This is a genomic window from Candidatus Hydrogenedentota bacterium, from assembly GCA_019637335.1.
Lineage (GTDB): Bacteria > Hydrogenedentota > Hydrogenedentia > Hydrogenedentales > JAEUWI01 > JAEUWI01.
Window position 1 is genome coordinate 77,309 of record JAHBVV010000020.1, and the last position, 21,614, is coordinate 98,922.

Genomic DNA, 21,614 nt, shown 5'->3' on the forward strand with positions numbered 1-21,614 from the left:
CGGGGCGCGGACTTCGCAACCGGTTGTGGTATAGTGTCGGTGCGGGCGGCGCGGCGCCCGAAGTGAAGGACTGCGAGGACTGGCCGCGGGCGACGAGGAAACGCATGGCGCACACGATTCTCCTGGTGGATGATGTGGTTTCGAACCTCATGATCCTCGAGAAGATACTGTCCGGCGAGGGGTTTCACTGTGTTCGCGCCACCAGCGGCGTGGAGGCGCTGGCGCTGATCGAGACGGAGCCCGTTTCCGTGGTGCTGCTGGATGTGCAAATGCCGGATATGGACGGATGCGAGGTCGCGCGCCGGATCCGGGCCCGCGGGAATACCGCCGGTGTCCCCATCATCTTCATCACCGCTTCGGCGACCGCGGAGGAGGCGGTTTTTGACGGGTACGCCGCGGGCGCAATCGACTACCTCGTGAAGCCGGTGCATTCCCGTATACTCTGCCGCAAGGTGCAACAACTCTGCGATCTGGTGGAGCAGGAGCGCGAGTTGAAGCGGCTCTACGCCGAGGCGGAAAGCCGCAACGCGGAGCTGGAGCGGCTTCTCGCGCAATCCCGCCAGCTGGAGGAGGCGCGGATGGAGAGCGAGGCCCGCTACCGTTCGCTTATCGCCCTTTCTCCGATTCCGATTCTCGTGCAGGTCGAAGGCGGTATTGTCTATCACAATGCGTCGGCCAGCCGTCTGCTGGGACTGACTTCCGAGGCCGAAACGCGCGATTTGCCGTTTCATTCGTTCGTCGAGGAGGCGGGCCGCGCCACCGTGCGGGCGCAGATCGAGGAAATCGCCCGGTGCGGCGGACGGAGCGATGCGGTACCCTGCCGCCTGACCGGGGGGAATTACGTGGAGCTCAGTATCGGCTGTATCCTGTTCGACGACAAATTGGGTGTGCAGATGGCGATTCAGGATGTAACCGCGCACAAGGTGCTTCAGGATGAACTCGCGCGGCTGTCGCAAATCGACGGATTGACCGGCGTGGCCAACCGCCGCCACCTGGACGAGGCACTTCAGCTGGAGTGCAAGCGCGCGCAGCGATCCGGCGCGCCGCTTGCCTTCCTGATGCTCGATATCGACCAGTTTAAGCCGTATAACGACCACTACGGCCACCAGGCGGGGGACGAATGTCTCAAGCGCGTCGCGGAAGCCCTGGGCAACACCGCTTCGCGCCCCGGGGACCTGGTGGCGCGATACGGGGGCGAGGAATTTGTGGCTATTCTGCCGAACACGGATCTCGCGGGCGCGCGGCATATCGGCGAGATGGCCGTGGAAGCGGTCCGCGCGCTTCAGGTCCCGCATGAAGCGTCGCGCGGTGGCGGCTGCGTCACCATCAGCGCGGGGATAGCCACGCTGTCTCCTGGCGGCGGGGGCGAGGCGCCGGCGGACCTGGTCCGGCGCGCCGACCAGGCCCTCTACCGGCGCAAGCAGGCGGGCGGCGATGGCTGCCACCTCGACCCGGCATCCGCCGGAGCCTGAGGCCGGCGCAGCCCCGAGGAGGCCGCGCCGGCGAGGCCGCGGTGACTTGTGATCAGTTCGTCGCGACGACCCGGATGATGCGGGTTCCGGATTCGCGCTGCCCGAACTGGTCTGTCGTTTCCACTTCGATCACGTGGTAACCCGCCGGGAGACCGGCCGGCAGCGCGGCCTTCCACAGGTGATCCGTTTCGCGGGGATCGGGCAGGCTGCGCCCGACGATGGCCGCGTTGTCGTTCACCACGCGCTTCAGCTCCCGGTCGTCCGGCGCTTCGATGCCCTCGGCCCTGGCGAGCAGGCTCGCGAGGGCCAGTTCACGGTCCTTGTTGGCCACGTAGAAGGGGTCCAGGCCGCGGAATTGCGTCATGGGGGTCCAGTCCCCGTGATCGCGCACGCGCATCCGCACGGAGGAGCGCTCCGAGCCGGAGAAGATATTGGCGACGACTTCCGTCGCGGGGCCTTCGGCGGGCGTAATCGACTCCGGAGCCCAGACGTTCATCTGGTAGCTGGCGGGCCGGCGCGACGCCTGGTACCGAACGCGGTAGTTCGTTCCATCGAAATCCAGCAGCGCGTACCCGTTGGGGACGCCGTCGGACATGGTGGCGTGGGGGATGCCGAGCTCGTCGAGACTTCCGCCCCACCAGGATCCGCAGGAGGCGCCCTGCACGAGGTGGTGGTGCTGACCCTCGCCGTGCCAGCCCTCTTCCGCGCCAAAGTAGAAGTGGCTCTGCCGGTGCCAGTGCGAGGCGATCGAGAAGGTGTTCGGGAAGGGGCGCAGCAGCTCCAGAAGCTGCTCGCGATCGGCGACGTCCTGCAGGGGAATGTGCATCAGCGGCACGATGAGATAGTCCTTTGGCACGAGCGCCAGGTCTTCCCGGATGAACTGCAATTGCGCCTCGCCAAGCTCGCCGTGGTAGCGCTTGTTCTCCACCTCCCAGTAGATGTCGTTGAGCGCCAGGAAATGGACCTTCCCGTAGTTGAAGCTGTAGTACGGCGGGCCGAACACGCGCGCATAGGTTTCCGCCTGCCGTTCGTAGTCCGGCGTGTCGAAGTTGATGTCGTGGTTCCCGATGACGTGGTACCAGGGCAGGCCGAGCGTCCCCACGCCGCCGGCGATCTGGGGCAGCATGTCCAGGTTGTCGAAAACCAGGTCGCCGAGGGTGATGCCAAAGGCCACCTGGGCGCCCTGAAGTTCCTCCACGACGTCATGCGATACGAAATCCACTTCCATCTGGTTGCGCGGCTGGGTGTCGCCGAAGCAGAGCGCCGTAAAGGGGCCGTGCTCATCCCGGGGCGTCAACGCGAAATCGACCGACGCGGGGAGGGGGCCCGTGGGGGCGACGCCGGGAAACTTCAGTTCGGGCGAGCCCTCCGGGCGGTGAACGTAGTAGTGGCGGGGCAGTTTCGTGACCGGATCCAGCGTCACCTGCCAGTGCGAGGGCTTGATCACGAAAAGGATGGCGTCCCCTTCGATGTCCAGGGCGTACCGGCCCTCCTGATCCGTCGCGACGACCTGGCGCCCGTTGGAAACCCCGACTCCCGGCACGCCCGGTTCGCCCGCGTCCCAGGACCCGTTGCCATTGATATCGTTGAAAACCCGCCCGTGAACGGTTTCGGCGGCCGCCGCGCCGCAGCATGCCGCGGCAAGCATCAGGGCGGCGCCCAAGCCAGAATAGTATCGCATGAAGTTTTCTCCCTGCGCCGGCCGGCGCCGGCGGTTTGGCAATTGCTTCGAACCATACACGCTACCCCACGGCCTCGCGCCGGGTCAACCGGCCCACGGATGCCGGGTTGCCGCCGCGCCCCTGTTTTGCGGTATAGTGAGGCCCGTTTTCACCCCAACCAACAAGGAGAAACGAAGATGAACGAGCGCACCGGTGAATTAACCTTCAAGGGCGGCCCGCTGACGCTGCTGGGCAACCGCCTGTCCGCCGGCGATACCGCCCCCGATTTCAAACTCGCCGCGAATGACCTGTCTCCCGTTACCCTGGCCGATAGCGCGGGCAAGGTCCGCATTATCAGTGTCGTGCCGTCGCTCGACACCGGCGTATGCGATCAGCAGACCCGCCGCTTCAACGAGGAGGCTGCGGCTCTGGGCGACAAGATTGCCGTCCTTACGGTCAGCGCCGACCTGCCGTTTGCGCAGGCGCGCTGGTGCGGCGCCGCGGGCGTCGATCAGGTGCAGACGCTTTCGGACCACTACGATATGAACTTCGGCGATGCCTATGGCGTGCACATTAAGGAACTCCGGCTGGACACGCGCGCGATCTTCGTTGTGGACAGCGCCAACAAGCTGGTTCATGTGGAGTATGTGCCGGAGATGACCGATTTCCCGAATTTCGACGCGGCGCTTTCGGCGGCGCGCGCGGCGTCCTGAGGGATACTTTTCCGAAGCAGTTCGTGCGGGGCGTTCCGCTTGGGAGCGCCCCGCATTGCGTTGTTAAGGGGACGGTTTCGGGCGGAATTGGCCGGAAACCCGCCCAAACATACAAGCGAGTTGACGCGGCGGCGTTGTACAGGGCATCATAAAGTAGACCTTGACCAGGAAGAATTCATGAATAGTGATAATATCGGTGCTCATCCCCGGCCGGAAGTGCTGGACGCCGATGCGGTTTGCGCCCAATGCAACACCGTCAATGCCGAAGGCACCCTCCTTTGTAAGGTCTGTGGCAATAACCTCCGCGACCAGCGCGCGATCCGGCTTGCCGCCGATCAGGTGATGGATCTGGAGCATACCGGCAGACGCCGCCGGACCTGGGCCTCGGCCGGCCTTTTCGTCGTCGCAATCGGGGTCATCGTCGCCACGCTCGTTAATCAGGATCTTATTGTCTCGTGGCTGATCCAGGCGCCGGGCGGATCCGAGACCGCCGCGGCCCTCTGGCGCGGCGCGGACAGCGCCCGGTTCGAGGCGATGACCGGCGATCTCAGCCAGACCAGCATTTCAGAGGAACTGGCGCGGGAATCGCTGGAGAACCCGCGGCCCTTCGGGTCAATAGAAGGCAATTACGCCCTCTTTCAAGATGGCGCATTCGTGGGGACGGCGCTCGTTGAGGTGGACGGGGACGGTATCTATTTTGTGGCGCTGCTGGACAACGGCAGCGAAGTGCGCGGGCGGGGCGCGGTTCAGGGCAACTATTTTGCGGCGCCCCTGGAGTACACGGGGGTCCGCCGGCGCGGGTACACGACGGAAGCGCGCGGCGTGGCCATGCCGCGGGGGAACGGCGTGGTGGACTGCATTGGCGATTACCTGAACAGCCAGATTTCCTTCGTGGCCTGCCAGGTGTCATCGTTCTGAGTATTGAGGGATTCCAGGATTTTCGTGCCGCCCTGGCGGAACCGCCGGTCCATTGTGCGACCGGTGGCCCCGGCAGGGCTGATTGTACCGGAGAGGTGTCGCTTACGACATGGCGAAAACAGGATTCATAGGCCGGCTTCGGGAGAAACTGGAGAAAAGCCGCGACAACCTCGTGGGAAACGTCAAGCGAGCGCTTGGGCGGCCATTCATTGACGACGAGGCGTTTGACGCGCTCGAGGAAGTCCTTATCGGGGCCGATGTGGGCGTCGCCACCACGCTTAAAATCATCGAGGAAATGCGCGGCGCGGTCAAGGCCCGCCGGCTCACGGATTCGGAAGACCTGATCGCGCTGCTCAAGGAGGAGCTGACGGGGCTGCTGTCCGAGGGCAACCACGCGATTGACTGGTCGCGCCCGGGGAGCCCCCACGTGACCCTGGTCGCGGGCGTGAACGGGTCCGGCAAGACGACCACGACCGGCAAACTGGCCTCCAGGCTCATCGCCGACGGGCGAACGGTGCTGCTCGGCGCGGCGGACACGTTCCGCGCGGCGGCGACGGAGCAGCTCGCCATCTGGAGCGAGCGCACGGGCGCGGACCTGGTGCGCCTGAGCGATGGCGCGGATCCGGCCTCGGTGGCGTATGACGCGACGGACGCCGCGGTGGCGCGGAAGATAGACAATGTCCTCATCGACACGGCGGGCCGCCTGCACACCAAGGTGAATCTGATGGAGGAGCTGAAGAAGATCCAGCGGGTGGTGCGCAAGCGCATCCCCGACGCGCCGCACGAAGTCTTGCTGGTGCTCGACGCGACCACCGGCCAGAACGGGCTGGAGCAGGCGCGCCAGTTTACCCAGGCGCTCGATGTGACGGGCATAATCCTGACGAAACTGGATGGCACCGCCAAGGGGGGGATGGCCGTGGCGATCCAGCGCGAACTGGGCATCCCGATCAAGATGATTGGCATCGGCGAAAGCGTCGATGACCTGGATATGTTCGATGCCCGCGAGTTTGTTGAAGCCCTGTTCGCACAATAGCGGCGCGGCGCCGTATACTTCCGCCGCAGGCCCTCGGGGGGAGGGTGAGAAACCAGCCATATGACGCCAGAAGCGCGTAACGAACAAACACGATCAGCCATCGGCGACGCGCTGATGGCCGCCGGGGCAATTACCGAAGAGCAGTTGGCGCGCGCGTTGCGCGTCCAGTCCCTGCTCGAAGATCCGCGCCAACTCGTGGATGTCCTGGTGGAGCTGGGATACGGGGAGCGGTCGGCGCTCAATGAAGCCATCACGCGCCAGGGGAAAAGCCTGCGGCTGGGGGATCTGTTGCTGGAGCAGGGCATCATCACCGCCGACGCGCTGGCGATGGGCTTGCAGTTGCAGCGGGAGAGCGGTCTCCGCCTGGGCGAGGCGCTAATCCAAATCGGCGCGATTAACGAGCGCACCCTGTTGCGCAACGTGGCCCACCAGATGGGGGTCCCGTACATTGAGCCCAATATCAATATGATCGACCCCGAGTTGCTCCGGGGGCTCTCCCCGGATTACCTCCTCCGCTACCTATTCGTCCCCTTCATTCGCGGTGAAGACGGCATGCTCACGGTTGTGGTTTCCGAACTGGAATCCGATCCCACCCGGCAGGCCATCCGCGATATCTATCACCGGGACGTGCGTTACGCGCTGGGCCCGGCGGACGTGATCCGGCAGAGTATCGAAGACATACGGCACCGGCGGAATATTGGGGAAGGAGCGGAGGCCGGGGCGCCGGACCGCGCCGAGGACACCATCGTTCCCATTCTCAATCACCTCATACAGGAGGCGATCGAAGATGGCGCCAGCGATATTCACATCGAGCCCATGGCGGATGTGGTCCGTATCCGATACCGCATCGACGGCGTCCTGGTCTACAAGACGGATCTGCCCAAGGATCTGCTGGTGAAGCTCATATCCCGGCTCAAGATTCTGGCGGAACTGAACATCGCCGAACACCAGCGCCACCAGGGGGGTCGATTCCAGATCGAGCACAAGGAGCGCGAGGTGGACCTGCGCCTGTCCATCTACGTGACCGTTCACGGCGAATGCGCGGTGATGCGCATCCTGAACCGCGAGATGGCGCTCGTCACGCTCGAAAAGCTGGGGATGGCCCCGAGCATGCTGGCGCGCTACCGGGACGACGTGCTGCACTCGCCCACCGGCGTCGTGCTGTACACGGGGCCGACGGGATCGGGGAAGACGACGACCCTGTACAGCAGTATCGCGTACTGCAATAATATCCATACGAAGATCATCACGGCGGAGGACCCGGTCGAGTTCACGATCGAGGGGATCATCCAGTGCACGATCCACGAGAAGATCGGGCGCACGTTCCACTCGACGCTCCGCGAAATCGTGCGGCAGGATCCAGACATCATTGTCATGGGGGAGATCCGGGACAAGGAGTCCGCCGAAGTCGCTATCCAGGCGGCGCTGACGGGCCACAAGGTCTATTCGACGTTCCACACCGAAGACACCATTGGCGGCCTCCTGCGCCTGATCGATATGGACATCGAGACGTTTCTCATCTCCTCCACCGTGGTTTCCGTTGTCGCGCAGCGCCTGCTCCGCCGCATCTGCGACCATTGCAAGGCGCCCTACGTCCCTACGGCGAAGGAAGCCAACGCGGTCGGGCTGCCGCTCGAGGATTTGCGGCGGCACGAGTACATGCGCGGCCGGGGCTGCAATCGCTGCGCGCATACCGGCTACCGGGGACGGATCGGCGCCTACGAACTGCTGGTCCTGAATGAGCCGGTCAAGGAGGCCATTCTTGCGAAGAAACCGGCGCACACGATCCGGCAGTTGAGCGTGGAAACGACGGGGTTGATCAGCATGCGGGAAGACGCCTGCGCCAAGGTGGTACGGGGGCATACGACGTTTGAAGAAGTGTTGCGCCATACGCCGCGGACCTTTTCCGTGCGCCCCCTGCGCAATATCCTGGCAATGTCCGAATAGCTCTAATGCGGGCGCCGGGCGGCGTCCGGGAATTGTGAAAAATGACCGCATGCCCTTTCTGTGAGAGCCCTGTACCCGAGGATCAGTTGCCTGGAGACGGCCCCGGGCTGGCAGTCTGTGTGCACTGTTTCAATCCGCTCCGCCTGAGCTGGAGCGACGGCGGCTTCGAGGCTACCCGTCTTTCGGATCATCGGGATATGCGCCGGAACAGCGGCCCGGACACCATTGCCGGAGCGATTCTGGCGCAGGCCGGCCCCGCGCTCCAGCAACTGCCCGTCCTGCCCGAGATCTCCCAGCGGATTCTTACGCTGCTCCGCGATCCGGAATTCGGCATGCCCGAACTGGCCGGTATGATTCGCGAGGATCCCGCGATCGCGCTCGCAATTATGAAGCAAGCGAACAGCGCCGCGTTCGGCGGCCTGAGCCCGATCAAGGACCTGAATGGGGCCTGCGCGCGCCTCGGCATGCGCAATGTCGCGAACACGGTGCAGATCGTGGCGAACCAGCGGTTGTTTGTCGCGGGCAACCCGCGCGTGAAGATCACGATGCAGTTGCTCTGGCGCCACTCCGTGGCGGCGGCCTACTGCGCAGGCCAGATCGCGCGCCTCACCCTGGCGCCCGATCCGGAGGCGGTCTTTCTGGCGGGGCTGGTGCACGACGCGGGCAAGTTGTTTCTGCTTCAAGCGGTCGGCAACCCCGAGATCGGCGTGCTGCGTGACGTGGAGGACAATCCCGAGCTGTTTCGCGAGATCCTGGACAGCATGCACCCGCTGTTCGGGCTGCTGGTATGCCAGGCGTGGACGCTGCCTGCCGAATTCCGGGCTGCGGCGTTCTTTCATCACCGCCCGGAGCAATGCCCCGAAGCCGACTGGCTGCCCCTGGTCCACACCGTCGCTCTGGCCAACACCATCGTCCGCGTGGAGGGATACGGCATGTACCCCGCCGGTGCGGACACCTTCCTGGCGTCCCACCCGTCGACCCAATACCTTGGCCTTTCCGATATCAAGTTGGCGATGCTTCGGGTAGACCTGCGCGACGCGCTGGAGGCCCTTTTCGACGCCACCTCCTGAACGCGCCGGGCCGATCCGTTTGAATCGCTTCGGGGCGCGCGCTACAATACCGGTCGTCCCCTCCGCATCCCCTAATCCTTGTCAAATGAAAGAGATAGCGCATGGCCCTGTGTTTTCACAACACCCTTTCCCGCCAGAAGGAGATCTTTACCCCCCTGGAACCCGGAAAAGTGGGGCTGTACACCTGTGGGCCGACCATCTACAACTTCGCGCACATCGGCAACCTCCGGGCGTACATGTTTGAGGACCTGCTGAGCCGTTATCTGACTTACCGCGGCTACCACGTCAAGCACATCATGAATCTCACGGACGTGGAGGACAAACTCATCCGGACCTGCCGCGAAACGGGGGAGTCGCTCAAGTCGGTGACCGAGCGCTACGCCAACGCGTTCTTTCAGGACCTCGATACCCTGGGGATCCGCCGCGCGTCCGCATATCCGGCCGCCACGGATCACATCGAGGAGATGGTGGCGATGATCAAGGCGTTGCGCGAGAAGGGACACACGTACGAAGCGGATGGAAGCGTCTATTTCCGCCTGGGCAGCTTTCCCGACTATGGCAAGCTCAGCCACATGGACCTCGAACAACTGCAGAATGGGGCCAGCGGCCGGGTCGATCATGACGAATACGAAGCGGGCGACGCGCGCGATTTCGTGCTCTGGAAAGCCTATGTCGAAGAGGATGGCGATGTCTTCTGGGAGACGGAGCTGGGCAAGGGACGCCCGGGCTGGCACATCGAGTGCTCGGCCATGGCGGTGAAGTACCTGGGCAACCACTTCGACATTCACTGCGGCGGGGTGGACAACATCTTTCCCCACCACGAGAACGAAATCGCCCAGTCCTGCTGCGCGACCGGCGGCCACTTCGTGAATTACTGGCTCCACTGCGCCCACCTGATGGTGGACGGCCGCAAGATGTCGAAGTCGCTGGGGAATTTCTACACGCTCCGCGATCTGCTGGAACGCGGGCTCGACCCGCTGGCGATCCGCTGGGCGCTGCTGGCCATTCACTACCGCCAGCCCAACAATTTCACGATCAAGACCGTGGAAGACGCCAGCCAGGCCCTCCAGCGCATCCGCGATTTCCGGCAGCGCCTGGGCGAAGTCCGCGGGCCGGGCGGAGACCTCCGGGAGCGCTGCGAGGCCTGCGAAACGGAATTCACCCGCGCGCTGGACGACGACTTGAACATTTCCGGCGGCCTGGGAGCGGTGTTCGATTTCATTCGGGCGGCGAACCGGGAACTCGACGCGCAGGCGGTGGGCGAGGAGGGCGCGGCCAATGCGCTCGCCTTGCTCGATCGCCTGAACGAGGTGACCGGCCTTTTCGCGCCCGGCGCGGGTTCCGAGGAAACCCCCGCCGATATCATCGAGCGCGTCAACCAGCGGCAACAGGCCCGCCGCGACAAGGACTTCGCGCGGGCGGACGCCATCCGCGACGCCCTGGCGGCGGAAGGCTGGATCATCGAAGACACCCCCGACGGCGCCCGGGTGAAGCGGGCCTGATCCCGGAGGCGCGCTGCCGCCCGGCGGATGGAACCTTTCCGGCGCACCCGGGTTCAACTCTGTGACAGAGAGGTTCGCCCCCGCATGAGGGAACTCGATGACTGGGCGCTTGTAGAGCGGGCGCAATCCGGAAACAGCGATGCGTTTGCCCTGATCGTGCGGCGGTATCAGGGACCCGTCGTGCACTTTTGCTACCGTATGGTCGGTTCCCGGCAGGATGCCGAGGATATTGCGCAGGAGGCTTTCCTGCGGGTCTACCGCTATCTGGGCCGCCTGCGCCCGGAAGCCCGGTTTTCCACCTTCCTCTTCGGGATCGCGCGCAATCTGGCGCTCAATCACCTGCGGGATGCGCGCCGGCGCGGCCGGGACCGGGCGCAGCCCCTGGACGCGCGCCCCGATGTGGAATCGCGCTACGGGCGCCCCGCGCACGACGCCGAGGCAAGCGAAACCGGCGCGCGCATCGCCGCCGCGCTGGCGCAGCTCAGCCCCGAGCACCGGATGGCCGTCCATCTGCGCGAAATCGAAGGTCTGGACTACGCGGACATCGCCCGGATCATGCGGTGCCGGCCGGGCACGGTGAAAAGCCGCCTGGCCCGCGCGCGCGACCAGTTGCGGCGGCTGATCCTCGAACAGGAGAGTGACGCACCATGAAGTCCCCCCACGTTCTGCGGGAATTGAGCGCCTATATCGACGGCGAGGCGCGCAACCCGGATCGCATAGCCCGGCATCTGCAATCCTGCCCGGACTGCGCCCGCCGCCACCTCGACCTGCTGAAGATCGCCTACCAGATCCGCGGCTTGGAGGGGCCGGCTGTCTCCGCCGGCTTTGAGGGCCGGGTGGTCGCGCGGGCGGCGGAACCGCAGGAGCGTGAGATTTCGTGGCTCTGGGCCGGAGGCCACCCCCTCGTGGCGTGTGCGGCCATCTTCGCGGTGATCGCGGGTGTCGCGGCCTTCAACACCATGCGCGCGGATGCGCCGCCCCGGATCGGGGCCGAGTTGGCGCCCGCGCTGAACCCGGCCTGGCGCGAAGACGAGCCGGTGGTGGCGGCGCTGGCGCACCTGCTGGAGACCGGGGCCCCCACGGATCTTTTCGCGGCCTTCGATGGCGTGGAAGACGAGCTTCCGGACCGCGGCGACGTTCCGCTGGAGGAGGTATTGGATATGTTGGCGGAAGGCGCGATTGGCGGCGGCGGCGCGGAGGAGGCGTATGCGGGGTTTGGCGCGCCGCTCGATGACCTGGTGGAATTGGATCGGCGCGTGTTGGCCGATATGCTGGAAGAATACAGAGGCGAGGTGTGAAATGAACATCGGGCGTTTATTGCAGATCGTGTTGCCGGCGCTCCTGCTGTTGCTGGCGGGGCCCGTGTTGGCTCAGCCGGAAGGCGGGGCACAGGAAGACGGGAGCGCGGCGCGGCGCGCGCAGGCGCAGGAGTCGCGAAAGCTGCTGGAAGAGGTGCTGATGGCGCGGCTCTCGCGGGACCTGGCGCTGGAAGAGGGCCAGACGGTCGTGCTGGTCAAGCGCCTGGCCGAGTTTCGCGAGCGGGCGGCGGGATTCCGCCGGGATCGCATGCAGTTGATGCGGTCGCTCAAGCAGGCGGTGCGCGAGAGCCAGGATGAGGGCGCGATCACGGCCCTGCTCGAGCAGATCGCGGAGCACGACGAGGCCGCGTTCCGCGCGCGCCAGGAGGTGCTGGACGTGGAGGGCCTCGATCTGACGGCGTGGCAGCAGGCCCGGCTGCTTATCTTCGTAAACGAATTTGAAGCCGACATGCGGCGCCTGCTCAACCAGGCGCAGGAGCGCCGATCGCAGGCGATCCAGCGTGGCCAGATGCGCGGCGGGCCGGATCGCGAGCGGGGCGCCCGCGGGCCCGGCGAATCCGCGGAGGGGGAGGATACGGAGCCGGACGAGGGCAACACGGGTCCCGCCGGAGGCGGAGGAACGGAAACCCCCTGATTTTCCGGGGAAACGGCCTCGCGCTATGCTGGCGCGTCGCGGCGCGGGTATGGTACCATCCACGCTCGTTTGCAGCAAAGGCCTTTTCTTCTGGAGTTTCCGTTGGATTACATTAAAGCATTCATTTTGGCGGTGGTGGAAGGTGTGACGGAGTTCCTTCCGGTCAGCAGCACCGGCCACCTTATTCTTGTCGAGTCGCTCCTGGCGATGGGCGACGACCCGAGCTTTACGGCGACGTTTATCGTCATTATCCAGTTGCCCGCGATTCTCTCGGTCTGTGTTTATTTTCGCAAGACCTTGTGGCCGTTTGAGGGCGGGTCGCTCGATCCCGCCACGGTGACCCTCTGGACGAAGGTGGTCGCCGCGTTTCTTCCGGCCGCCGTGCTCGGTTTCCTGCTCGACGATTTCATCGAGACGCTGTTCGACGACCTGGTGGTGGCGGCCGCGCTGATCGTGGGCGGTATCGTGCTCATCGTCATCGAGCAGCGGAAGCACCAGGGGGCGACCGACACGATCGCGGCGCTGACGTACCGGCAGGCCGTGGGGATAGGCTTCATTCAGTGCCTGGCGATGATCCCGGGGACATCCCGATCCGGCGCAACCATCATCGGGGGCCTGCTGCTTGGCGCGAGCCGCCCCGTTGCCGCGGAGTTTTCGTTCTTTCTCGCCATTCCCACGATGCTTGGGGCGACGGCCTACAAGCTGGTGAAGAGCGGATTCGCCTTCACATCGCACCAGTGGGCGCTGATCGCGGTGGGCTCGGTGGTGTCCTTTCTGGTGGCGTACGCGGTAATTGCGATGTTCATGGCCTACATCCGCCGCCACACCTTTGTGGCGTTTGGGGTATACCGTATCGTTCTGGGGTTGATCGTCCTTCTGGTTCTATACGTGCTCTAGATCCGGCCGCTCCGGCCGCGGGAGTGTACGCGAGATGTCCGGGTATTCAAGCGAGATAGCCAGGTACCAGCTTATTGCCTTCGCGATAGCCGCCGCGCCGCCCGTCTACATGCTGGTAATCCTGGTTATGAAGCTCTCGGGCGCCCTGCCGGAGAACGGCTTCGTCGAGTTTCCGGCGGACATTGCGCCGCTGATATCGCTCGCCCTGCTCGGCGCCGGCGTCGTGGCCCCGCTCACGTCCTTCTTCCTCAAGCCCGTTCTGATGGCGCGGCAGCGCCAGTCCAGTACGCCGCCGGGGCGCTTTCACGTGGCGCTGGTATCGATGGCGCTGTCGGAGTCCGGGGCCGTGCTGGGACTGGTATTGATGCTGATGACCGGCAACCTTCTCTACGGCGGCCTGCTCTGCGGTCTCTCCTTCGCCATAACCTGTTTTCATATTCCCGGCCGCCACTGGCTCGCGTTCGGCGGCGCAACGCAATAACAGACCCACCCGCGCGGCGGGATCGCCGCCGAATGCCGGTAACCATTTTGACACGGTGGGCGTAGCGGCGCTACAGTATGGGCGAGGAGCGTGGCCAGCAGGGGAGGATCTCGCCGCCTGTCGTAATTTCCTCCTGTACGGCTTTCCCGGTCGCGCGCCGTTCGTCAATCTCATCGTGCTCAGCAGGAGGTTTGAGTTGGGTTTCTTTTCCAGGCGCCATGAGTTCCTCAATGCGAGTCTCCGGATTGCGCTGGACCTCTCCTGTCTCGCCGGGGTCTACCTTCTGGCGGCCGTGCTGGTCCTGCCCGAGGGGGGATCGCTCGTAGCCTACGCGCGATCGGGCCTTCCGTACCTCGTGGCCTTCTCGACGATCTGGATCCTGGTTGCGACCGATCAGCGCCTCTTTCTCTCCCGGCGGAGCGAAGCCATGGTGGCGCTGCTCTTTTCCGTGGCGAAGGCTTTCTTCACCGCGTTCCTTTTCACGGTGTTCGTGATCGCGCTGTACATGCGCAATGACGACGGAAGCTCCGATCTGGACCGCACCTTTCTCTTTGTTTTCGGGCTTCTGGCGCTGTGCACCTTGCTCTTGTTCCGGCTGCTTCTCGGGTTGAGCCTGTGGAACCTGCGCCGCCGCGGCTTCAATTCGCGACGGATTCTGATCATCGGCAGCAACGCGCGCACGCAGAAGCTCGTGGACATTCTGCACGCAAACGAGCAGTACGGCTACCACGTCGAGGGCTTCCTGGAAGTGGACCCGGATCGCCGCCCGCTGCTGGAGGAGCGCGGGGTGACCTATCTGGGCCCCCTGGACGAGCTGGACAAGATCCTGGTTAACCGCGTCATTGACGCGGTCTATATCGCGCTGCCGGTGCGCTCCTATTACGAGAAGATCCAGAGCGCGGCCCACCTCTGCGAGGGCGTCGGCGTGCCCGTGCGCTTCATGGCGGACCTGTTCCCCCTTCGCCTCGCCACCAGTGAGATGAACCATGTGGGGGACATCCCGCTGCTGTCGCTTTCCACGGAGCCCGGCGCGCGACCGCAATTCGCCTTGCACCGCGCCGTGGATATGGGGGTTTCCGCGCTGTTGCTGGTGGTGTTGTCGCCCGTGTTTCTGCTCGCGGCCGCCCTCGTGAAACTCGACTCGCCGGGGCCGGTCTTTACCACCCGGCCCCGAAGGACGCCGGGCGGGTCCATCGACCTGTGGGTGTTCCGCACCACGTCCGCCTCCACCCCGGAAGGCGGCGAGCCGGCGCTGACGCGCACCGGGCAAGTTTTCCGGCGGTACGGGATCGACGAATTGCCCGAGCTGATCAACGTGTTTCGGGGGGAGATCAGCCTGTCCGGCCCGATAGCCGGCGATGGCCGCGCAAGCAAGGTGGATAGCCCCGTTTAGTCCGAACACGCTCCCGATCAGGTTGAGGTAACTACATTGTTAATGTCTTCCAGCCCGCGAAAACGCGCAGTCCCGCCCGGCGTGCTTATCTTTCTGGACACCTGCTGCATTGTGGGCGCTTTTGCGACGGCGATAAACCAGTATGTTCCAATGACCGAGCCCATCTGGCCGTCGGTGCGCGAAAACCTGCCCTACCTGGCCGTCATGTTGCTCGTCTGGTACAGCGCGGCGTTCGAGCGCGGGTTGTGGAGCGTGCGCAACCGCCAGGATGTCGTTCACTATCTGAGCGCCGTGACGAAGGCCGTCGGCGACGCGTGCGTGATCTGCGTCTTCGTCATGGTGCTGTTCACGCGCGGCGCGCTCAACCAGGTTTTCCTGGTGGTGTTTTGCCTTTCCACGCTGGCGTTTCTGCTCATGTTTCGCTTCGGCCTGCGCCTGATTATCCACAAGCTCCGCGACTTCGGGTATAACCAGCAGCGCGCCGCGATTGTGGGCGCGAACGTGCGCACGCGACGCCTCATCGAGGTGCTGCGGAGCCAGCAGGGTCTCGGGTATACGCTTGTGGGCGTGCTCGACGACGACCCCGGGCGCGCGAGCGCCATCGAAGGGACCGGCGTCCCCTATGCGGGGAAAATTGAGCAACTCGAGGGCATGGTCGAGCGCGGGGAGGTCGAGGAAGTATACATATCCCTTCCGGTCCGGTCGTGCTACGAGGAGATCCAGGGGATCGCGCACCTGTGTGAAGGCGCCTCGGCGCCGGTGCACATGGTGGCGGACCTGTTTCCGATGCGGGTGGCGACCAGCCGGCTGATGCACCTGGAAGACATTCCGCTGCTGAACCTTTCGACGATCCCGGAAGCGCACGGCAAGGTGTTCATGAAGCGGGCCATTGATTTCATCGGCTCGTCCATTCTGATATTCATCCTGTGCGTACCGGTTCCCCTGATTCCTATCCTGGCGCTGCTCATCAAGCTTGACTCCAAGGGGCCCGTGTTCTTCCTGCAGGAACGCGTCGGCCAGAATCAGCGCCGCTTCAAGATGATCAAATTCCGGTCCATGGTGACGAACGCCGAGGAATTGAAGGCGAAGCTTCTCGAGCAGAACGAAATGGACGGTCCGGTCTTCAAGATTAAGAATGACCCGCGGATCACGCGTCTGGGGCGCTTCATACGAAAGTACAGCCTGGACGAATTCCCGCAGCTCTTCAATGTCTGGCGCGGGGAGATGAGTCTGGTCGGCCCGCGCCCGCCGATTCCCTCGGAGGTGGAGGAATACTCCTGGAGCCAGCGGCGGCGGTTGAGCGTTCGCCCGGGGATGACCGGCCTCTGGCAGGTGAGCGGGCGAAATGACGTTACCTTCGAAGAGTGGGTTGAGATGGATTTGGAATACATCGATTCGTGGTCCATCTGGCTGGATTTTGTTATATTGATGAAAACCTTCCGGGCGGTTGTCGCCGGGCGGGGCGCGTCCTAAAAAATTTCCCTGTGGGCCATTCCCCGCGGCCATTACGGCTGTTCGCACGAAGTGGCGCGCCGCTCGGCGCGCCAGGTCTGACGCTCAGGCCAGGATTGTAGCGTCGCGCGCCCTGTCCCTGTTCCGCGTGGCCTCCGCGATGCCGCAGCAGCCGCCGCGCGCCCCGGTCCGGTGGTCGCATAAGTAACCTATTGGATAGGAGCCGCAATTGTTTCAAGTCACGGCGAGGAGCGGGGCGTCGAAGGGCACATCCTGGGTGATCGCGGAGCGTCCGCTCGTGTTCGGGCGTGACATCGTGTGCGACATCCGGGTGAGCGATCCCCTCGTATCGCGCCGTCACTGCCAGATCTGGCTGGATGGCGATCGCGTGACGCTGCGTGATCTGGGCAGCAGCAACGCTACCTTCGTCAACGGCGAGCCGGTCAAGGAGGCGCGGCTGGAGCCTGGCGACGAGGTGGCGGTCGGCAGCGCGATATTCCTCGTTGCGCGGGTGGTGATGGACACCGAGGTTCCGTCGTTTTCCCCGAACTCGCCTCCGCCCACTCAATCTTTGGTGCCCGGCGAGCCCCTCTATCTCGACCGCGACCGCACCGCGCTCGCGGTCCAGGGCCGCCCGCGCACGGCGGAGGATCTCGCCGAACTGTTCGCGCTGGGCCGACTGCTCAGCGAGGCCTCCTCCTTCTCGGGCCTCATTATGGCGCTGGTGCAGCGCGTGGCGGATCGATTTTCGCCGCGCGTGGTGTTGGTCGCGTACCGCCGCTACCTGGGCGAGGGCCTCGACTTCTACCCGCAGGACAGCCACCGGCTGTTTTCCTCGCGGTATCCTGTGGACGAGGTGATCGGACGTTGCATGCAGGATCAGCAGGGGGTGCTTCTGCCGGAGGGTTATCGCAACGGGGAGGAAGCGGGGGTGCGCACGACGCTGGTCGCGCCCATGGTGCTCGGCCAGGAGGCGATCGGCGCGCTCATCGTGCAGGCCGAGTCGCCTGTGCAGATCTACGACGAGGGCGATCTCGAGTATCTGCTCGCCGTGGCGCAGGTCACGGCGCCTTACGCGCACGCGCTGGACCGGCTCCGTATCCTGGAGCGCGAGAACGAGCTGCTGGTCGCGGGCGCCGCGGAAGGCGTGGCGCTGATCGGGGAGAGCCCGGCCGTCGAGCGGGTTCGGGGCCTGGCCCGGGACTGCGCGCGGTCGGATTTGAACACGATTGTGCTCGGGGAGACGGGCACGGGCAAGGAACTCGTCGTGCGCCTTATCCACCAGCTGTCGGCCCGATCGTCCGCGCCGCTGACGGTGGTGAATTGCGCGGCGATACCGCCCGAGCTGCTGGAGAGCGAACTGTTTGGTTACGAGCGCGGGGCGTTTACCGGCGCGCACAAGCAGAAAACCGGCCTTTTCGAAGAAAGCGACGGCGGCACGATGTTCCTGGATGAGCTGTGCGATCTCAGCCCGGCGAACCAGGCGCGGCTCCTGCGCGCAATCGAGACGGGGATCTTCCGGCGGCTGGGCGGGACCTCGGACATCCGCGTGAACGTCCGTTTCATCAGCGCGACGAACCGGAACATGGCCGAAGAGGTCAAGAGCGGCGCATTCCGGCGCGACTTGTACCACCGGCTGGGCGTCTTCGAAATCACGATCCCGCCGCTTCGCGAGCGCAAGAGCGATATTCAACTCCTGGCGAAGCATTTCCACCGCCAGGCGCGCGAGCGCCTGGGCAACCGAACCCTGGGTTTTACGGAGGACGCGCTCCGCTACCTGGAGGGCCAGCCGTGGCACGGGAACGTGCGCGAACTGCGGAACCGGATCGAACGTGCGATGGTAACCGCGCCGACGGAGCGTATCCGGCGCAAGGACCTGGAGCAGAGTCCCGACGCGGCGCACTCGGACGGCGAGCAGCCGCTCGCGACCCTGGAGGAGGCCGAAAAGGCCCACATTCACGAGGCGCTTCTCCGCTGCGATGGGAACATCGCGGCGGCGGCGCAGCTGCTGGATATCGGGCGCAGCACACTCTACCGGAAGGTCAGCGAGTACCGCCTTCTGTAGCCGCGCCGGCGCCGCTCAGCGCTTGCAGTTCGCGCTGGATCTGGCCGGCCGCGCCCGGCGCGAGGTCCGGATCGGCGAGCAGGCGCTGGAAGGTGGCGCGCGCTTCCTCCGCATTGCCGGCGGCGGCCAAAGCCCGCGCGATGCTCCACTGGATCTCCAGGTGATCCGGGAATTCGGCCTCGGCTTCCCGGAGGCGTTCAAGCGCGCCCTCCGCGTCGCCGCCGCGCAGAAGCAGATCGCCCCAGTGGACCGCGCAGGCGGCGCGCTGTTCGCCTTCCAGACAACCATGGGCGCGTTCGAAGAGTGTTGCCGCCAGGTCCCGCCCGCCGAGGGTTGCCGCCACGATCCCCAGATTGAGGGCGCTTTCGCAGGGCGCCCCGACGTCCGCCTGGAGCTGGTCGTAGGCCTCCTGGACCCGGCTGGCCGCCCAGCCATACGCCAGCATAAGCGCAAGGGGGGGCGTCTGTGGGGGTTGCGCGCGCAGCGCGGCGAGCAATACGCGGGAGGCGGCGTCGAGCTGGCCCGCGGGATCGCGCAACACCATGGCGACCGCCTCCACCTGGGGCAGCGGGGTTTCGGCGCGCTCCGCGAGCGCATCGGCGGACGCCAGCAGGGTGTCGTCGAAGTCCTGCCGCCGTTGATGTTTCTCGGTAAACGTGGCGAAGCGGTTCCACAGGTCCGGGCGCATGGGGCCGGCCTCCACGGCGCGGGCCAGGGCGTCGGCGGCGCCTTCGGCATCGCCAAAGCCCTCGTCCAGCACGGCTGCAAGCCAGGACCACGCCTCCGCGAGCTCCGCCCGATCCGCGGCGGACGGGTCGGTGATCGCCAGCAGCATGTCGATCTGCCTGTACAGCACGCCGCGGTATTGATCGAAGCGATCGTGCTGCTTCGCAAACTCGTAGAACGCCGTCCAGGATGATTTGTCTTCCGGGGCGATCTGGATTGCGGCGGCCAATGCCTGGCCCGCCGCGTCCAAATCGCCCTGGGCGGATTCGACCTGCATGATCATGCGGTAGATCTCGGCCGGGTTCCGCGCGCCGCCGTCAATGGCCTCCTGGAAGTGATCGCGGGCGGCGGCCCAGTGCGCGCCCGCCTCATCGGCGCGGTCGGGCTGGTCGCGCTTGAGTATAGCGGCGATCGACTCAACGCGCCCCAGGAGACCGTGCGCCGAAGGCAGGCCGGGCGCGGTCTCCAGAATCGCGCGCGCGTTTTCGCGCGCCGCCTCCAGCCGGTCTTCGGCCACCGGGATCCCGCCTTCCTCGCGCGCAGCGGCCTGCGCGAGCATGAGGTTCGCGCGCCCGGCGGGGAGGTGGTTCAGAAAAGCGTGGGGATTGAGCGCGAGCGCGGTCTCGAAGTGCCGCAGCGCGGCATCGGGCCGCTGCCGGTCCAGCTCGGCCAGGCCCATGTGCCCGGGGATCCTCCAGTTCCAGCCGGCGTGCCCCGCGGCGGATTCGAAGGCCCGCATGGCTGCGTCCAGATCGCCGGCTTGCCGGGCATCCTCGCCCGCATTGAAGTGATACTCGGAGACGAAACGGCGGGTTTCCTGCCAGGTGGCCAGGGCCAGCAGCACGGCGAAGGCGGCGCGCAGCGCGCGGGACCAGCCGGGCGGCAAGGAGGCCGCGTTCTGGCGGTTCTCACGCCAGAGCCCGTCGAGCAGGCCCATCACGATGAAGAAGAGCGCGGCGGTGACGGGTACGCGGAGGTTGAAGCCGAAGAGGCCGTCGATGGCGAAGGCGGCGAAGAAGGCGGCGAAGGCGTAGCCCAGGCGGCGGTGGGCGGGGGAGGGTCCCTGCGCGGCCATCAGCAGGCCAAAACCCGCGCCGAGCACAATCAGGGTGAGGTAGAGCCCGGCGGCCGCGATGCCGCCGTCGATGGCCAGCTCCAGGAGGTCATTGTGCACATGTTCGTTGACCCGCAGCTCCTGCGCGAACCAGGCCTGCTCGAAGGGGGTCCAGTGGGGCGCGTAGGCCAGCGCGTAGACGCCGGGCCCATGCCCAACCAGGGGAGACTCGAACAGCATGCTGGTTGCGCTGACGTAGGATTGGTAGCGGAGGAGCAGGGAGAGGTCTAGGGGGAAGATCTGGCCCGTCCGCAGGTGGGTCATGTACATGGCGCTTCCGGCGGCGGCGAATCCGAGCGCGGCGAAGATCAGGAGCGAGGCCGTTACGCCCAGCACGGGGCGCCGGGACTTGCGGAGGAACACCCAGGAGATCGCCACGAGCGCGGCGGCCCCCGCCAGCGCGATCCAGCCGGCGCGTTGCCCGGTGCTGGCGAGGTGGAAGAGCAGCACGGGCGCCAGCACCCAGGCTGTCCACGCCGCGCCCGAGCGCAACAGGCAGGCGATCATGATCAGCGCGAGAATAATTGCGTGCGCGGCGTAGTTGGGGTTGCCGAAGGTCGCCGGGAGATTCGTGTAGGTATCGCTCGTCCTGTCCTCCCAGGGGAAGGGGTCGAGGCCGGCTTTCTGCGCCACGGCGTACAGCCCGGCCACAAAGACCGCGGTACAGAAGACGGTGAACAGGCGGAGGACCTGCTCGGGCGTCCGGTAGATCTGGCTGGCCAGCCAGTAGAGCGCAAATAGGCCGAAGAATTGCCCGGTCTCGAGCAGGCTGTAGCGGAAGTAGCCGGAAAAGGCGGTTCCGATGGCGAAAAACGCGAGCAGGCAGAGGATGACCTCGGCAAAGATGGCGGGCCGGCGGAGCGGGCGCCCGGTAATCCAGCTGACGAGCACATAGCTGCCCGCGAGCAGCCCCGCCGCCCAGGCGGTGATCAGCTCCTTGATGTGAATCGTCGGATCGTCCGTGCCCCAGTACATGGCGAGCACCAGAACAAACAAATAGGCGGCGAGCGCGAATCGGTAGAACGAATCGAGCTTGGAAGCAGGTTGGCTCACGAGTATCTCCAGGGATCGCGGGCGGCGCGGGGCGACCGGTAGACGCCGTTCCCGCCGGCAAACGGCGAGTTGCGCGCACCGCGAGATGCCGGCGGGGCGTTTCCCCGTATGGGGGGTGAAGTGCGTATGCTACCATTGCCATCCGGGAAGGCGCAATGACTTGC

Annotated in this window: 17 protein-coding genes; 15 read left to right on the plus strand and 2 right to left on the minus strand. The window is 65.5% G+C overall.

The features are described 5' to 3' along the window. Positions 1 to 104: 104 nt before the first annotated feature. A complete protein-coding gene (locus tag KF886_18800; GenBank protein ID MBX3179410.1) occupies positions 105 to 1,472 on the plus strand; it encodes a diguanylate cyclase in 1,368 nt (455 codons plus the stop codon). 52 nt (positions 1,473 to 1,524) lie between these two features. On the opposite strand, the gene KF886_18805 is transcribed toward KF886_18800, so the two are convergent. Then, on the minus strand, positions 1,525 to 3,153 hold the full coding sequence (locus KF886_18805) for a calcineurin-like phosphoesterase C-terminal domain-containing protein (GenBank protein ID MBX3179411.1): 1,629 nt from the start codon (positions 3,151 to 3,153) through the stop codon (positions 1,525 to 1,527). Positions 3,154 to 3,330: 177 nt separating this feature from the next. On the opposite strand from KF886_18805, the gene tpx reads away from it, so the two are divergent. From tpx to KF886_18875, 14 genes are all read left to right on the plus strand, one after another. After that, complete coding sequence (gene tpx, locus KF886_18810; protein ID MBX3179412.1) at positions 3,331 to 3,846, plus strand: thiol peroxidase; 516 nt, start codon at positions 3,331 to 3,333, stop codon at positions 3,844 to 3,846. 177 nt (positions 3,847 to 4,023) lie between these two features. Then, positions 4,024 to 4,764 (plus strand): hypothetical protein, encoded by a 741-nt coding sequence (locus KF886_18815; protein MBX3179413.1) that lies wholly within the window; start codon positions 4,024 to 4,026, stop codon positions 4,762 to 4,764. A gap of 109 nt (positions 4,765 to 4,873) precedes the next feature. Then, complete coding sequence (gene ftsY / locus KF886_18820) at positions 4,874 to 5,797, plus strand: signal recognition particle-docking protein FtsY (protein ID MBX3179414.1); 924 nt, start codon at positions 4,874 to 4,876, stop codon at positions 5,795 to 5,797. 60 nt (positions 5,798 to 5,857) lie between these two features. Next, positions 5,858 to 7,744, plus strand: coding sequence for a Flp pilus assembly complex ATPase component TadA (tadA, locus tag KF886_18825; protein MBX3179415.1), 1,887 nt, complete (start codon positions 5,858 to 5,860; stop codon positions 7,742 to 7,744). 41 nt (positions 7,745 to 7,785) lie between these two features. Next, a complete protein-coding gene (locus KF886_18830) occupies positions 7,786 to 8,814 on the plus strand; it encodes an HDOD domain-containing protein (protein ID MBX3179416.1) in 1,029 nt (342 codons plus the stop codon). Between the two features lie 101 nt (positions 8,815 to 8,915). Continuing rightward, positions 8,916 to 10,316, plus strand: coding sequence for a cysteine--tRNA ligase (gene cysS, locus KF886_18835; protein ID MBX3179417.1), 1,401 nt, complete (start codon positions 8,916 to 8,918; stop codon positions 10,314 to 10,316). Between the two features lie 84 nt (positions 10,317 to 10,400). Then, positions 10,401 to 10,967 (plus strand): sigma-70 family RNA polymerase sigma factor, encoded by a 567-nt coding sequence (locus KF886_18840; protein MBX3179418.1) that lies wholly within the window; start codon positions 10,401 to 10,403, stop codon positions 10,965 to 10,967. Beyond that, entirely contained in the window at positions 10,964 to 11,614 is a 651-nt protein-coding gene (locus KF886_18845; protein ID MBX3179419.1) for a hypothetical protein, read from the plus strand. The genes KF886_18840 and KF886_18845 overlap by 4 nt, the downstream gene beginning before the upstream one ends. A 1-nt stretch (position 11,615) precedes the next feature. Then, complete coding sequence (locus KF886_18850) at positions 11,616 to 12,269, plus strand: hypothetical protein (protein ID MBX3179420.1); 654 nt, start codon at positions 11,616 to 11,618, stop codon at positions 12,267 to 12,269. A 102-nt stretch (positions 12,270 to 12,371) separates the two neighbouring features. Continuing rightward, positions 12,372 to 13,166, plus strand: coding sequence for an undecaprenyl-diphosphate phosphatase (locus KF886_18855; protein MBX3179421.1), 795 nt, complete (start codon positions 12,372 to 12,374; stop codon positions 13,164 to 13,166). A gap of 34 nt (positions 13,167 to 13,200) precedes the next feature. Beyond that, complete coding sequence (locus KF886_18860; protein MBX3179422.1) at positions 13,201 to 13,647, plus strand: hypothetical protein; 447 nt, start codon at positions 13,201 to 13,203, stop codon at positions 13,645 to 13,647. 196 nt (positions 13,648 to 13,843) lie between these two features. Next, complete coding sequence (locus KF886_18865; GenBank protein MBX3179423.1) at positions 13,844 to 15,040, plus strand: sugar transferase; 1,197 nt, start codon at positions 13,844 to 13,846, stop codon at positions 15,038 to 15,040. Between the two features lie 42 nt (positions 15,041 to 15,082). Beyond that, positions 15,083 to 16,513, plus strand: coding sequence for a sugar transferase (locus tag KF886_18870; GenBank protein MBX3179424.1), 1,431 nt, complete (start codon positions 15,083 to 15,085; stop codon positions 16,511 to 16,513). Positions 16,514 to 16,721: 208 nt separating this feature from the next. Continuing rightward, positions 16,722 to 18,557: a sigma 54-interacting transcriptional regulator gene (locus tag KF886_18875; protein MBX3179425.1), complete on the plus strand. Its 1,836-nt coding sequence runs from the start codon at positions 16,722 to 16,724 to the stop codon at positions 18,555 to 18,557. Here the strand turns inward: KF886_18875 and KF886_18880 are convergent. Further along, positions 18,535 to 21,450 carry a tetratricopeptide repeat protein gene (locus tag KF886_18880; protein ID MBX3179426.1) on the minus strand — a complete coding sequence of 972 codons (2,916 nt, stop codon included), beginning with the start codon at positions 21,448 to 21,450 and terminating at the stop codon, positions 18,535 to 18,537. The two genes, KF886_18875 and KF886_18880, sit on opposite strands and share 23 nt — an antisense overlap. Positions 21,451 to 21,614 lie beyond the last annotated feature (164 nt).